General features: G+C 72.8%; 12 protein-coding genes. 6 read left to right on the top strand and 6 right to left on the bottom strand.

Annotated features, from left to right (window positions below):
* Positions 1-80 precede the first annotated feature (80 nt).
* Positions 81-1,526 (bottom strand): xylulokinase, encoded by a 1,446-nt coding sequence (xylB, locus tag OG272_RS05485; protein ID WP_405892706.1) that lies wholly within the window; start codon positions 1,524-1,526, stop codon positions 81-83.
* A gap of 145 nt (positions 1,527-1,671) precedes the next feature.
* Between xylB and xylA the strand changes: the two genes are divergently transcribed.
* Together xylA and OG272_RS05475 are read left to right on the top strand one after the other, a co-directional pair.
* The gene (gene xylA / locus OG272_RS05480; protein WP_326584683.1) at positions 1,672-2,838 is read left to right on the top strand and encodes a xylose isomerase; all 1,167 of its coding nucleotides are present in this window, start codon (positions 1,672-1,674) and stop codon (positions 2,836-2,838) included.
* 501 nt (positions 2,839-3,339) lie between these two features.
* Positions 3,340-3,603: a hypothetical protein gene (locus tag OG272_RS05475; RefSeq protein WP_326584684.1), complete on the top strand. Its 264-nt coding sequence runs from the start codon at positions 3,340-3,342 to the stop codon at positions 3,601-3,603.
* 107 nt (positions 3,604-3,710) lie between these two features.
* On the opposite strand, the gene OG272_RS05470 is transcribed toward OG272_RS05475, so the two are convergent.
* A complete protein-coding gene (locus OG272_RS05470) occupies positions 3,711-5,000 on the bottom strand; it encodes an SWF or SNF family helicase (protein ID WP_405892703.1) in 1,290 nt (429 codons plus the stop codon).
* Positions 4,997-7,858, bottom strand: a complete 2,862-nt coding sequence (locus OG272_RS05465; RefSeq protein WP_405892701.1) for an SNF2-related protein — start codon at positions 7,856-7,858, stop codon at positions 4,997-4,999. The genes OG272_RS05470 and OG272_RS05465 overlap by 4 nt, the downstream gene beginning before the upstream one ends.
* 221 nt (positions 7,859-8,079) lie before the next feature.
* Here OG272_RS05465 and OG272_RS05460 point away from each other — a divergent pair, with 221 nt between their 5' ends.
* Positions 8,080-8,292, top strand: a complete 213-nt coding sequence (locus OG272_RS05460; protein ID WP_326584687.1) for a hypothetical protein — start codon at positions 8,080-8,082, stop codon at positions 8,290-8,292.
* A 42-nt stretch (positions 8,293-8,334) separates the two neighbouring features.
* On the opposite strand, the gene OG272_RS05455 is transcribed toward OG272_RS05460, so the two are convergent.
* From OG272_RS05455 to OG272_RS05445, 3 genes are all read right to left on the bottom strand, one after another.
* Positions 8,335-9,198, bottom strand: coding sequence for a hypothetical protein (locus OG272_RS05455; protein WP_326584688.1), 864 nt, complete (start codon positions 9,196-9,198; stop codon positions 8,335-8,337).
* A gap of 158 nt (positions 9,199-9,356) precedes the next feature.
* Positions 9,357-9,653 carry a hypothetical protein gene (locus tag OG272_RS05450; RefSeq protein WP_326584689.1) on the bottom strand — a complete coding sequence of 99 codons (297 nt, stop codon included), beginning with the start codon at positions 9,651-9,653 and terminating at the stop codon, positions 9,357-9,359.
* Between the two features lie 151 nt (positions 9,654-9,804).
* Positions 9,805-10,413 carry a class I SAM-dependent methyltransferase gene (locus tag OG272_RS05445; RefSeq protein ID WP_327730995.1) on the bottom strand — a complete coding sequence of 203 codons (609 nt, stop codon included), beginning with the start codon at positions 10,411-10,413 and terminating at the stop codon, positions 9,805-9,807.
* Between the two features lie 143 nt (positions 10,414-10,556).
* Here OG272_RS05445 and OG272_RS05440 point away from each other — a divergent pair, with 143 nt between their 5' ends.
* From OG272_RS05440 to OG272_RS05430, 3 genes are all read left to right on the top strand, one after another.
* Positions 10,557-11,333, top strand: coding sequence for an MHYT domain-containing protein (locus tag OG272_RS05440; RefSeq protein ID WP_327730996.1), 777 nt, complete (start codon positions 10,557-10,559; stop codon positions 11,331-11,333).
* Positions 11,334-11,401: 68 nt separating this feature from the next.
* Complete coding sequence (locus OG272_RS05435; protein WP_405892699.1) at positions 11,402-13,939, top strand: nitrate- and nitrite sensing domain-containing protein; 2,538 nt, start codon at positions 11,402-11,404, stop codon at positions 13,937-13,939.
* Positions 13,936-14,373, top strand: a complete 438-nt coding sequence (locus tag OG272_RS05430) for a roadblock/LC7 domain-containing protein (protein WP_326584693.1) — start codon at positions 13,936-13,938, stop codon at positions 14,371-14,373. The genes OG272_RS05435 and OG272_RS05430 overlap by 4 nt, the downstream gene beginning before the upstream one ends.
* Positions 14,374-14,383 lie beyond the last annotated feature (10 nt).

The following is a 14,383-nucleotide window of genomic DNA, read 5'->3' as shown; positions in this document are numbered from 1 at the left end:
CTGGTGGGTGTCCTGTAGATCATGGTCCTGTAGATCATGCCGGAATCAGATTTTCCCACTTCGGACACCCCCTGGCCCGGTCAGCTGCCGCCCGGTTCGCGCTCCAGCAGCGGTGCCGCGTCGGACAGTACCCCCGAGATCCTGGCGAGCGTCTCCTCGTCCCGCTCCACGGCCTCCAGCACCGGCCCCCGGGTGGTGTCCCAGCGGCGGGCGACCGCGGCCGGGTCCTCGCCCGTGAGCAGCCCGGCGGCCTGCGCGGCAGCGCCGAGCGCGACCAGTTCCTTGGCCTCGGGGACCTGCACGGCACGCCCCGAAAGGCGACGTACGGTCTGCTGCCAGGCGGTGCCCCGTGCACCCCCGCCGATGAGCAGCAGCGGTGCGGAGGTGTCCGCGTCGGCGTCGAGCACCAGGTCGAGGGCGCCGAGCAGCGAGTGGACGGCACCGTCGTACGCGGCCTGGAGCAGCTGACCACCGGTCGTGTCGTGGCGCAGTCCGTGCAGCAGGCCCGAGGCGTGTGGCAGGGCCGGGGTGCGCTCGCCGTCCAGGTAGGGCAGGAGAGTGACGCTCGCGCCGGGTTCCACGGCCTCGCGGTCCAGGCCCAGCAGGGCGGCGACCCGGTCGACGGCCTGGGTGCAGTTCAGGGTGCAGGCCAGGGGCAGCCAGTCCCCGTGCGCGTCGGCGAAGCCCGCCACCGTGCCGGTCGGGTCCGCGGGGCGGTGCCTGGAGACGGCGTACACCGTGCCGGAGGTGCCGAGGCTCAGCACCGGGGTGCCGGGTCGCAGCCCGAGCCCCATCGCGGCGGCGGCGTTGTCACCCGTACCGGCGGCGACCAGGGTGCCCTTGGCGAACGGCAGGTCGTGGGCGTCCCGTACGGTCCCGGCGACCTCGCCCGGCCGGACCACACGGGGCAGCAGCTCCGGGTCCAGCCCCACATGGGCGAGGACCTCCGCGTCGTACGCCTCGGTCGCCGACGCCCACCACCCCGTACCGGAGGCGTCGCCGCGGTCCGTCGTGCCCTGGCCGGTGAGGCGCTCGGTGAGGTAGTCGTGCGGCAGGCGTACGGCGGCGGTGGCACGGACCGCCTCCGGCTCGTTCTCGGCCAGCCAGGCCCACTTCGTGACGGTGAAGGACGGGCCCGGCACACTGCCGACGCGCTCCGCCCACGCCTTCGCGCCGCCCAGCTCCTCCACCAGGCGGGCTGCCTGCGGCGCCGAACGCACGTCGTTCCACAGCAGCGCCGGACGGACCGGCTCACCGCGGGCGTCGAGGGTGACGAGGCCGTGCTGCTGGCCGCCGATCGACACCGCCGAGGCCTCGCGCGCCGCATCCCCGCACTGGTGCAGCGCCTCGCACAGCGCGTCCCACCACTGGCGGGGGTCGCTCTCCCGGCCCGCCCCGGAGGACACGGTGTGCGGCGCCTGCCCGCTCGCCACCACCCGTCCGGTCGACGCGTCGACGACCAGGGCCTTGGTGGACTGTGTGGACGAGTCCACACCGACGACGAGCGGACCCTCGGCTGCTGACATCGGGCTCTCCCTCTCACACGGCTCGAGACTGCCGTTGACACGGCTGACGCCTCCGGCGGGCGACATCTTGTCTTCCCAGAGACGCGTCCGCATACTAATTTGTAAATCGCCATGACGAAATAGTCGGAGCGCAAGGAGCCGCGGCATGAACTACCAGCCCACCCCCGACGACAGGTTCACCTTCGGCCTGTGGACCGTCGGCTGGCAGGGAAGGGACCCGTTCGGCGACGCCACCCGGCGCGCCCTCGATCCGGTCGAGTCGGTGCAGCGTCTGGCGGAGCTCGGCGCCTACGGGGTGACCTTCCACGACGACGACCTGATCCCCTTCGGGTCCTCGGACAGCGAGCGCGAGGAGCACATCAAGCGCTTCCGTGCGGCCCTGGACACGACCGGCATGACCGTGCCGATGGCCACCACCAACCTCTTCACGCACCCCGTCTTCAAGGACGGCGCGTTCACCGCCAACGACCGCGACGTCCGCCGGTACGCGCTGCGCAAGACGATCCGCAACATCGACCTGGCGGTCGAGCTGGGCGCCAAGATCTACGTCGCCTGGGGCGGCCGTGAGGGCGCCGAGTCCGGCGCCGCCAAGGACGTCCGGGACGCGCTCGACCGCATGAAGGAGGCCTTCGACCTCCTCGGCGAGTACGTGACCTCCCAGGGCTACGACCTGAAGTTCGCGATCGAGCCCAAGCCGAACGAGCCGCGCGGCGACATCCTGCTCCCCACGGTCGGTCACGCCCTGGCCTTCATCGAGCGCCTGGAGCGCCCGGAGCTGTACGGCGTCAACCCCGAGGTCGGCCACGAGCAGATGGCCGGGCTGAACTTCCCGCACGGCATCGCCCAGGCCCTCTGGGCGGGCAAGCTCTTCCACATCGACCTCAACGGCCAGTCCGGCATCAAGTACGACCAGGACCTCCGCTTCGGCGCGGGCGACCTGCGCTCCGCCTTCTGGCTGGTCGACCTCCTGGAGAGCGCCGGTTACGCGGGCCCGAAGCACTTCGACTTCAAGCCGCCGCGCACCGAGGACTTCGACGGTGTGTGGGCGTCGGCCGCGGGCTGCATGCGCAACTACCTCATCCTCAAGGAGCGGGCGGCCGCCTTCCGCGCGGACCCGGAGGTCCAGGAGGCCCTGCGCGCCGCGCGGCTGGACCAGCTGGCCCAGCCCACGGCCGCCGACGGTCTGCAGGCCCTGCTCGCTGACCGTACGGCCTTCGAGGAGTTCGACGCCGAGGCCGCCGCCGCTCGCGGCATGGCCTTCGAGCAGCTCGACCAGCTGGCGATGGACCACCTGCTGGGTGCGCGCGGCTGATCACGCGCGCGTGGGGGCCCTTCCGCCGAGGCGGCAGGGGTTTCCCCCGGCTCGGTCGGGTTCTGTCTCGGCCGACCCGTTCGTCTCCCTCGGCCGATCCTTGCGCGGAATTCTCCGGAATCATGCGATCCGTGGCATGAGTCCGTATCAACTTCCGTGCAGGGGTCGCGCCTTGGCTGTTTCGAGGCGACTCTGGACGGTATGGGCATGCCGCCGCCACCGTCCCAGCCGCCCCGGCCCCCGGACGGCGCACCGCCGTCGAACGGCGGAGGGTCCGGGCCGCCACCTCGGGGCTACGACCCGCCGCCGGGCGAGCCGACCGGGGAATACACGCCGCCGCCCGGAGGCTTCGGTCCTCCTTCGTGGGGTGGTGGTCTGCCTCCGACGGGGCAGGGTGGTGGCCGGCAGCCCCCGAGTCAGGGCGGGGGCGGTCGGCCACCCGATCCGCCCGATGGCCCCTCTCCCGGTGGGCGTCGCACCTTCGTGCTCACCGTCCTGGCCGTGATCGTCGTCCTGGGCGCCGTCGTCGCTGCCGTGCTGATGGCCACCGGGGGTGCGGGATCGCCGGACGAGAAGCCGCCGGGTGAGACCGGCGGCGGTACGAGCCCATCGCCCACCCCGTCGCTGAGCCTCCCGTCCCGGCTGCCCAGCGACCTTCCGACGCTGCCCTCGGGTTTCCCGAGCGATCTGCCCAGCGAGTTCCCGAGCGGGTTGCCCAGCGACCTCGACTCGCTGTTCCCGGCCCCGGCCGGCGACGCCGAGTGACGCAGGTCGCCGAACCGCAGGCTGGACGAGGAGGCCCCGGGCGCGCGTGGACCGCAGTGCGGCTCACGCGCGCGTACGGCATCCGGCCTCGCTCGCCCAGGACGGCCTCAGGCGTCGGTCTCGGCGCTGACCGAAGCCAGAGCCGTCGCCGGATCATGGGCTGCCGGGCCCGCCGGTGCCCAGCGGCCCCGCTCCTTGCGGTAGGGCCACCAGCGGCCGTCCCGCCCGAGGCGCAACTGGGCCGATCCGCCGACGACGGTCCACCGGTTGTGCGCGGACCGCAGCGACGGCCGCTCGTCCTCGTCCCACGCCGCCTCCAGAGCGGCACGCGCGCGTGCGAGCGATTCCGCCTCTACGTGCCATTCCGCGTCGAGTACGGCGAGACCGGCCACCCCGCCGTACCGCCAGGCGCGGACGGCGAGCGCCAACCCTTCCGGGCCGCGCCCGGAACCCTGGGCGAGCCGTGCACCGATGCCCGGCCCGGGTCCACCGGCCGCCAGTCGAACCGCGTCCTGTCGGAGCGTCAACTCGACGTCCAGGGGCTGCTGCTCGTGTCCGGGGCGAAGAGCCTCGGCCAGCATCCGATGCGCCTCCCGGGCCGTCCGCGCCGCAAGGAACTCGAGCGCGGTCGGATCCAGCCCGGGTGCGGGCGCGGCCTCGGTGTCCAGGGAGGGCGGCAGGCCGGGCTCCACCGGCAGCCGGGGCGGCTCGGGGAGCGGCGGAAGGACCTCTCCCGCCGCGAACGCCTCGGCGGCGTCCAAGCCGTTGCGGCGACTGTCCTGGAGGCCTTCCGGCGCCTCCTGGCCGGCCGCCGCGGAGGCGACGCTGCGCACCTGCAGTTCGTCCAGGAGCGCGCGCTCGGAGCGCCCCCGCATCAGCAGCAGGACGAACGGGTCCTGGTCCAGCAGCCTGGCCACCTGATAGCAGAGGGCCGCCGTGTGCCCGCAGTGGTCCCAGGCACCACAGTCGCACTCCGCTTCCAGATCACCGAGCCCGGGCAGCAGTTCGACTCCGGCTGTGGCGGCGTCCTCGACCAGATGCGGTGGCATCTCGCGGTCGAGCAGGGCGGCGATGTGCCCGGCCCGTTCGGCCGCCATGTCCAGGAAGCGGTCCCAGTGGTCGTGGGACAGTTCTTGGAGCAGGACGTCGGCGCGGTGGGCGGAGCCGTCGCGATCCTGGACGACGGCGGTGACGCGCCCGGGGCGCACCGACACCGCGCCCACGGCTCCCGCCCGCGCGAGCCTTCGCCCCGCGTTCACCTGCTCCCCGTCCAGCGCCGCGTCCTCGAGCGCCTTCAGCCAGGCCAGACCCCACCACGTCTGCGCGAAACCCCGCCCACGCACAGGAGCCTGCGCCGCGAACGTGCGCTCTCCGTCATGGCCCATGCGTTCTGTCATCCCGCGCCCCCTCGAAGCTCCACCAGGTCGGCCAGTTCGGCGTCGGACAACTCGGTGAGCGCCGTGTCGCCGGCACCGAGCACCGCGTCGGCCAGCTCTCGCTTGCGCACCAGCATGTCCGCGATGCGGTCCTCGATCGTCCCCTCCGTGATCAGCCGGTGCACCTGCACCGGCCGCGTCTGGCCGATGCGGTAAGCCCGGTCCGTGGCCTGCGCCTCGACGGCCGGGTTCCACCAGCGGTCGTAGTGCACGACATGCTCGGCGCGGGTCAGGTTCAGACCCGTGCCGGCGGCCTTCAACGACAGCAGGAAGACGGGTACCTCCCCTTCCTGGAAGCGCTCGACCATGGCCTCGCGCTCGGGGATCGGTGTCCCGCCGTGCAGGAAGCGCGTGGGCACACCGCGCGCCGCCAGATGACGCTCCAGGAGCCGTGCCATCCGGACGTACTGCGTGAACACCAGAACGCTCGCCCCCTCGGAGAGGATGGTGTCCAGCAGTTCGTCCAGCAGCTCCGACTTCCCCGATCTGCCCGGGATCCGGGGCCGCTCCTCCTTGAGGAACTGGGCGGGGTGGTTGCAGATCTGCTTGAGGCCGGTCAGCAGTTTCACGATCAGTCCGCGCCGCTCCATGCCGTCGGCAGCGGCGATCTCCGCCATGGTCTCGCGGACCAACGCCTCGTACAGCCCCGCCTGTTCCCTGGTGAGCGACACGGCGTGGTCGGTCTCGGTCTTCGGCGGGAGCTCCGGCGCGATGCCCGGGTCCGACTTGCGTCGGCGCAGCAGGAACGGCCGTACGAGACGGGAGAGGCGCTCGGCCGCGGCGGGGTCCCGGCTGCCCTCGACGGCCTGCGCGTACCGGGTGCGGAAGGTGCCGAGCCTGCCGAGGAGGCCTGGCGTGGTCCAGTCGAGGATCGCCCACAGTTCGGAGAGGTTGTTCTCCACCGGAGTGCCGGTGAGCGCCACGCGCGCGCGTGCGCCGATCGTGCGGAGTTCCTTCGCCGTGGCCGAGTAGGGGTTCTTCACGTGCTGAGCCTCGTCCGCGACGACCATGCCCCAGGGCGCGTCGGCGAGCCGTGGCGCGTCGAGCCGCATCGTGCCGTACGTGGTCAGGACGAACTCCCCGTCGGCGAGCCCGTCCAGGTCGCGCCGGGACCCGTGGAAGCGGCGCACCGGCACACCCGGCGCGAACTTCTCGATCTCCCGCTGCCAGTTGCCCATCAACGAGGCCGGACAGACCACGAGGGTGGGGCCCGCCGACGAGGCGTCCGCCTGGCGGTGCAGATGCAGCGCGATCAGGGTGATCGTCTTGCCGAGGCCCATGTCGTCGGCGAGACAGCCGCCGAGCCCCAGGGCGGTCATCCGGGCCAGCCAGTCGAGGCCCCGCAGTTGGTAGTCCCGCAGCGTCGCGGCGAGTCCGGACGGCTGCCCGACCGGCTCCTGCCGCTCTGGGTCCGACAGCCGCTCCCGCAGTGTCGCCAGCAACCCCGTGGGCCGCACCTCGACCGTCCGGCCGTCGACCTCCGTCGAGCCCGTCAGAGCGGCGCTGAGCGCGTCGACGGGGGAGACCTTGCGGTCCTGCTGCGCACGGGCGAGGCGGATCTCCTCCGGGTCCACCAGGACCCACTGGTCGCGCAGCCGCACCATGGGGCGGTTCGCCTCGGCGAGCTGGTCCAGCTCCTGCCGGGTGAGTCGCTGGTCGCCGAGCGCGAACCACCAGTCGAAGGTCATCAGCGCGTCGGAGGACAGGAACGACGGGGTGTCCGACGAGGCTTTGTCGGTGCTCTGCTGGTCGTCCTGTGGGCCGATGACCGCGCGGGCGGTCAGCTTGCGTGCCAGTTCCTTGGGCCAGTGCACGTCGACACCGGCCGCCGCCAGCAACCGGGCGCCCTCCCCGAGCAGCTCGGTGACCTCCTCGTCGGCGAGTTCCACGGCATCCGGCACGGCTGCGGAGAGCAGCGGAGTGAGCGGGGCCCAGGCGCGGGCCGCCCGGCGCAGCGCCAGCAGGGCGTCCATCTGCGCGCGCGGGCCGAAGATCTCGGCTCCGGCCCACACGGCGGAGGCGTCCGCGACGAGCGCGGGGTCGCTCACACCGTGCACCTGCGGGACGACACGGAACGGCAGCTTCGTCCCGGCCGCCTCGTCGGCCCGGACCGAAGCGAGCCCAGGGATCTCGACGCGCAGCGAGACGCGGACCCCCGCGTCGTGCCCGGCGGCGACATCGGCGGCCCAGGCCCGCTGCGCGGGCACGTACTGCGGCTCCCGCGCGGCGAAGGCGGGGCCGCCCGTCGCGACGCCCGCGGCGGGGGTGCGGGGCAGCGAGTCCATGACGGCGTCGAGGAAGTCGCGCAACAGCCGCTCCGGATCGGGCAGCCACAGCGACTCGCGCTGGTCCAGTGGTGCCGCGTGTGCCTCCGGTGGCATCGCGGTGGCCAGCTCCCTGACCCGGTCCGCGTCCTCCGCCCGCAGCGGACCCGCCCGCCAGGCGTCGTGACCGCCGGCGGTCACGCCGGGCAACAGCAGTCCCCGTGCGGCGAATTGGAGCGCCAGTACGGCGGCCGCGCCCCAGAAGGCCGCCGACCGGTGGGCGCCCGTGGCGATACGCGCGCGTGTGAGCACCGGAAGCGCGGCGCGTACCGGAAGCGACACGGCCGGCACTGTCACCCGTTCGACGCCGTCGTCACCAGGTCGGACGACTGTCAGCTCCCCGGGGGAGCCGTGCGCGACCAGGGGCGGTGCCGGGCCGTCCACGCGCCAGAAGGCGACGTGGCCGGCTCGGGCAGGGTCCGCGGCCACGAAGACGGCGTGGCAGCGGGTCAGCTCGGAGACTTCGAAGGGGGTTGCCACGGGGTTCGACGGCACAGGGATGCTGAACTCCTCAAATTTGACTACCGTAGGCAGAATCGCCGAGGATACTGCACCTCAAACCTCCGATGGGTGCACTGTGGAGTGACGTGGGTCACTTTTCCCAGTCGGTGGTGGGGGCATCTCAGGGTTGTACGGGGGTTCGACTCAGGGACGTGTCAGGGTCGTGGTCCGGAACTGCGGGGAGCCCGATCCCGTTTTCAGGACAGAGAGCGGCAGTGGCCGCGAAGGAGGCGACGGAGATGTCGAAGAGCACGAAGATCGCCGCGGGGGGTGCGGCAATCGGGATCGTCCTACTGATCCTGTTGCCCTTCCCCTTCTGGGCCAATCTCCTGATAGTCCTGGGGATCCCCACGGCCGCGTACCTCGCACTGGACCCCTCACAGCGGCGCAGGCTGCGCCGGGCCGGCCGAAAGGAGATCGGCCGCTGAGGTGCCACCGGCCCGCGCGTGCGGGCCGGTGGGCGTGCGGGCTCAGTTCGGGCGTACGGCGATCTTGTCGAGGGACTCCAGGAGGCCCGGCAGTTCCGGGCCCCGGCCTACCGGCAGCACCTCGCCGGGTTCCTCGTCGAGAAGGACGAACGCGATGTCGTCGGTCCTGGCCACCATCGACCAGCCGGGACCGTCGGCACGGAGGGTCCTGGCGTCACCGGGCGCGAACGAGGAGCGGACGCGCCCGAGGGGTGGCGGGGACTCCACGTACGCGCGTGCCTCCGCGAGAACCCGGCGGATGCCCGTGCGAGGGGCGCCCTCGCCCTTCCCGGCGTCGGACGCCGCCCCGGCTTCCGACGCGTCACCGGTCGCCGTCCGGCTCGAACCGTCCTGCCCGGTGAACGCGGCGTCGTCGATCTGCTCCCGCCACATCGCCCACTGCAGCGCGATCTCGTCGGCGCCCAGGCGTCGCTGGGCGGGACCCCAGGTGCCGGTGTCCGGCGGGCTCAGTGGGGGCAGGTCCGAGACCTCCGGGTCGGGGTCGTGCGGCGCGGGCACCCCCGGGGCCGCCACGGCGACCGCGAGGGGCCAGCCGGGCAGCGCGGCCACGACCGAATCCTCGTCGGGCGACAGGTCGTACTCCATACCGCAGTCCCACGAGGCGATGGCCACGGCGACCAACGACACGTCGTCGACCGCCACCGTCCACCGGGCCCCGTCACCGTCCTGTCCCAGGACGATCCCGTACCCGTCGGCGAGCGGTGCGAGGCCGAGGGCCGCGCAGGCCTCCGGGTAGTCGTCGCCCAGCACGCTGGGGAAGTTCGCGGGCGTGAGCAGTACCGCCGTCAGCACATACAGCGCGTCGTCGTCCCCGGCGGTGACGGCGTCGTCGTCCGTCCCGGCCATGCCGGCCTCCCATCGCTCTCGCTCGTCCGTCGGCGCACCCTAATGCGCCCGGCGGGCCCTTGTCACGAGCGTGAACCCCGTGCGGAGCTGCGGATATCCCGGGCGAGCTGCAGGTATCCGGGTGGACAGGGGCGAATCGACCGGCAACCCTCACTCGTTCAGGCTGCGGGCAGCCCCAGAAGTGACCGCGCGACCGTCTCCGGAGACTCGTCCCGCTCCCGTGCGAGTGCGATGACCGCTCGACACGCCAGCTCACTGACTCCGAACGACAGGGCCTCGGGCGACACCCAGGTCACGGCCTCGTCGATCTGATCCTGGTCGTCCTCGGCGCACGCCGAGATGTAGACGGCGGCGGCCTCGAACAGATTGTGGGTGCGCTTCGCCTCCCGCGTGGTGGTCTCCGCGCGCAACGAGTCGAGGAATCTGTCGAAGGACTTGCGAACATTGCCGAACATATGGGCTACCTACCCCCCGCGTCGGTATCACAGCTCGTTCTACTCAACGTAGAGACGGAGGCGCGGCCACAGAAGGGGGAGGGTGAGGTGAAGCCACCGCGAACGGCGCATTCAGGACGTTGTGCGGGGCGGCCCTCCCGGGCGGCGCCGCTCAGCCGACGCGCGTGGCGAGCGCCAGGAAGCGCATGTCCTCGTCGACGTAGGACGACATGTTCCAGCCCGCACCGGCCAGCAGCGGACCGAGGTTCCCCTCGGCGCGCAGGTCCTCCGCGGTGATCTGCCGCCCCTGGCGCGCCGCGAGCACCGCCCGGCCGATGGGGTGGAAGAGCGCCAGCGTGCCGCCCGGCCGGACGACCCTCGCCAACTCCCGCAGATTCGCCGTGGGGTCCGGGAGGTGTGCGACGAGTCCTGCGGCGAACACCGCGTCGAGTGATTCCGTGCGCAACGGCAGCCGGGCGACGTCGGCGAGCAGCAGCTGCCCGTCGCGGTCGCGTCCGGCCCGTACGGCGGCCTCCAGCATGGCGGGCGTCAGATCGGCCCCGAGTACCACTCCGGAAGGTCCCACGGCGGCGCGCAACGGCTCCAGGGCCCGTCCTGTGCCGCACCCCGCGTCGAGTACCCGGTCGCCCGCGCGCAGGCCGAGTTCGGCGACCGCGGCGGCGTAGGCGGGCCCGTCGTCGGGGAACCGGGTGTCCCAGTGGGCGGCCCGTGCCGTGAAGAACTCCTGGACGTGTGTGTGGTCGTCGCTCATGCTCCGCATGATCCCTCACTCGAACGGTAGGAGAGGTGACGCGCATGTTCGGGCGGCAGGCGATCGTTCCAGTGCATATATGCGCCACATTCCAGCACCTTTCGAAATGCGCCCCCTCCGTGCTCCCGTGCCCCCGCTAGCGTCCCGGAGCCATGGGACACCTGGACCACGCCACCTTCGGCTGGCTGACCCCCGCGCTGTCGTACGTCATGGCCTCCATCGGCGCCGCGCTCGGCCTGCGCTGCACGGTCCGCGCGCTCGGCACCACCGGCCGGTCCCGCCGCAACTGGCTCGTCACGGCGGCGTCGGCGATCGGCACCGGCATCTGGACCATGCACTTCGTGGCGATGCTCGGCTTCGGCGTCAGCGGCACCGAGATCCGCTACAACGTGCCACTGACCATCCTGAGCCTTCTCACCGCCATGATCGTGGTCTGCGCCGGGGTCTTCGCCGTCGGCTACGGCCGGGACCGCGCCCGAGCGCTCCTCCTGGGCGGGCTCACCACCGGCCTGGGCGTCGCGAGCATGCACTACCTGGGCATGGCGGCCGTGCGGCTGCACGGCGACGTGACCTACGATCCGGCGCTCGTCGCGCTCTCCGTCGTGATCGCCGTGGTCGCGGCGACCGCCGCCCTCTGGGCGGCACTCAACATCAAGTCGCCCGTCGCGGTCACGGTCGCGTCCCTGGTCATGGGCGGAGCGGTGAGCAGCATGCACTACACCGCGATGTGGGCGGTGCGTGTGGAGGTCACTCCGTCCGGGGCGGTCCTGCCCGGGGCCACGGCGATGCAGTTCATCTTCCCCCTCGCCGTCGGCCTCGGGTCCTACCTCTTCCTCACCTCCGCGTTCGTCGCGCTGTCACCGACGGCCGGGGAGCGCGAGGCATCCGCGTCGGCCCAGCGGCCGGTCGAGAACGCCGCCGCGCCCTAGCCGCCGCCGACCGGCCGCGCGCGGCGGCCTTCGCGGCCCGCCCCCGAACCACTCCGATCGAGGAGGCCATGCGTACACCCCGCAGGACCCCGACAGCCGGCGCCGAGGCGCCGCCGCCCCAGCCATCGATACGCGGCCGCCGCGCCCACGCCGGACCTCCGGCCGACGAGCATCTCGGCCCCGACGAGACCGGAGCCCCCACGACCCGCCCGCTCACGCGCGCGGGACTCCGGCACCTACGGCCCCGCACCGTCCGGGCCAAGATCGTCTGCCTGTTGATGGTGCCCGTCGTCTCCCTGCTCGCCTTGTGGGCGTACGCCACCGTCACCACCGCCCAGGACGTCGCCCGCTTCCGGCAGGTGCAGCGCGTCGACGCCTCCGTACGCGGCCCCGTCGCCGACGCCGTCGCGGCGCTCCAGGCCGAGCGCGTGGCCGCCGTCCGGTTCGCCACCAAGCCCTCCACGGAGCACGAGAGCACGCTGCGGAGGCTGTCGCGGCGCAGCGACCGGGCGATCGACGCACTGCGCCTGGGTGACCGGCACACCATCGCCGACGGCACCGACCTGCCCACAGGGGTGTCCGAACGCCTCGCCGGGTTCGTCACCGGAGCCGAACAACTGCGTGCGCTGCGGACATCGGTGCTCGACCGCCGCAGCGGCTGGGCCGACACGTACGAGCGGTACACCACGACCATCTCCACGGCCTTCGGCGTGGGCGGCGCGCTCACCGGCATCCAGGACGCGGATCTCGGCTCCGACGCGCGCGTGCTGCTCGAGTTCTCCCGCGCGGGTGAGGCCCTGGCCCAGGAGGACGCGCTTCTGGCCGGCGCCCGCCTCGCCGGGACACTCGACCGAGAGCGGTTGCGCCTGTTCACGGGCGCCGTCGACACCCGCCGCACCCTGACCGAAGCCGCCGGTGTCGATCTGCGCGGCCCCGAGCGCGCCGCCTGGCGGGAACTCGCCGGAGGAAGTGCCTACGCGGACCTGCGCGCCGTCGAGGACGAGGTGCTCGCGAGCCACCCCGGAGCGCAGGCGCTCCACGCCGCCCCCGAAGCGGCCTGGAAGTCCGTCCACGCGCGCGTGCGGGACGACATGCGCGGCATCGAGGCCGACGCCGGACACGAAGTCGCCGACCGGGCCGACCCGTTCACCCGCGCGCTGCTCTCCCCGGCGGGGGCCGCGGTGCTCCTCGGCCTCGCGGCCGTCGCCGCCTCCCTGGTCATCTCCGTACGCATCGGACGCGGCCTGGTCGTCGAGCTGGTGAGCCTGCGCAACGATGCTCTGGAGATCGCCCGCCGCAAACTGCCCCACGCCATGCGCAGACTGCGTGCCGGGGAGGAGATCGATGTCGATGCCGAGGCCCCGCCCGGCCCACCCGCGGAGGACGAGACCGGTCAGGTCGCCGAGGCCCTCGGCACCGTGCACCGAGCGGCCCTCCGCGCGGCGGTCGAGCGCGCCGAGCTGGCCGGCGGCATCTCCGGGGTCTTCGTCAACCTCGCCCGCCGCAGCCAGATCCTCGTGCACCGCCAACTGAACCTGCTCGACAGCATGGAACGCCGCTCCGACGATCCCGACGAACTCAGCGACCTCTTCCGCCTCGACCACCTCACCACCCGTATGCGACGCCACGCGGAGAGCCTGATCATCCTCTCCGGAGCCGCTCCGGGACGTGCCTGGCGTATGCCCGTCTCACTGACGAACGTGGTGCGCGCCGCCGTCTCCGAGATCGAGGACTACGCGCGCGTGGAGGTACGGCAACTTCCCGAGGCGAAGGTCGGCGGTGCCGCGGTCGCCGACCTCACCCACCTCCTGGCGGAACTCGTGGAGAACGCCGCCCAGTTCTCGCCGCCCCACACGCGCGTGCGGATCACCGGGGAACCGGTCGGCAACGGCTACGCCGTGGAGGTCGAGGACCGGGGGCTCGGCATGGGCAAGGAGACCCTGGCCGAGGCCAATCGCCGGATCGAACAGTCCGAGGCCCTCGACCTGTTCGACAGCGACCGGCTCGGCCTGTTCGTGGTGAGCCGTCTCTCCGCCCGCCACGGCATCAAGGTCCACCTGCGAACCTCGCCCTACGGCGGCACCACCGCGGTGGTCCTCCTCCCCACCACCCTGCTGCACAGCGGCATGCCGGAACGTTCCCCCCGAGCCACCGCCGAAGCACGGCCGCAGCCCGCGGAACGCGAGTACGCGCGCGTGGCCGCCGCCCCGCACCAGGAACCAGTCGAACAGTCCGCGGACCGGCGCGCCCTCATGGCCCCCGTCGACTCCGCGAGGCAGACCAGCGTGGACGGCCCGTCCGAGCCGCCGCCGGGCGTCACCACCCTGCGGCCGCACCGCCCTCCGCCGGAACCGGAACGCACCGACGAACTGCCGCGCCGCGTACGCCAGGCGCACCTCGCACCCCAACTGCGCGAACAGCCCACCGGGCAGTCGGCGCAGGCGGCGACACCCCGGGCGGACGACGAGCGCACTCCGGAACTCGTACGGGACCGCATGGCGGCCTACCGCGACGGCTGGGCACGAGGCGGCGGCAGGGCACCCGGCCGAGGCGTCACCCACGGCCCCGCCACGGGCAGCGACAGCAGCGAAGGAGACCCCGCATGATCCAGGACCCGAGCACCCGGGCCACCGAGCGGTCCGGTGAACTCGACTGGCTGCTGGACGACTTGGTTCTGCGCGTACACGAGGTACGGCACGCTGTCGTGCTGTCCAACGACGGACTCGCGGTCGGAGCCTCCAGCGACCTCAGGCGCGAGGACGCCGAGCATCTCGCCGCCGTCGCCTCCGGCTTCCACAGCCTCGCCAAGGGCACGGGCCGCCACTTCGGCGCGGGCGGCGTACGCCAGACGATGGTGGAGATGGACGACGGCTTCCTCTTCGTGGCCGCCGCCGGAGACGGCTCCTGCCTCGCCGTTCTCACCTCCGTCACAGCCGATATCGGGCTGGTGGCGTACGAGATGGCACGGCTGGTGAAACGCGTCGGAGAGCACTTCCGCACACCGACCCGCGCCGGCGCGCGCCCGCCCACGAGCGGATGAACCACGGACA

Source organism: Streptomyces sp. NBC_00104, assembly GCF_045160825.1.
In the GTDB taxonomy this organism is placed as follows: Bacteria; Actinomycetota; Actinomycetes; order Streptomycetales; family Streptomycetaceae; genus Streptomyces.
This window is presented reverse-complemented; position numbering and strand designations above follow the sequence as displayed.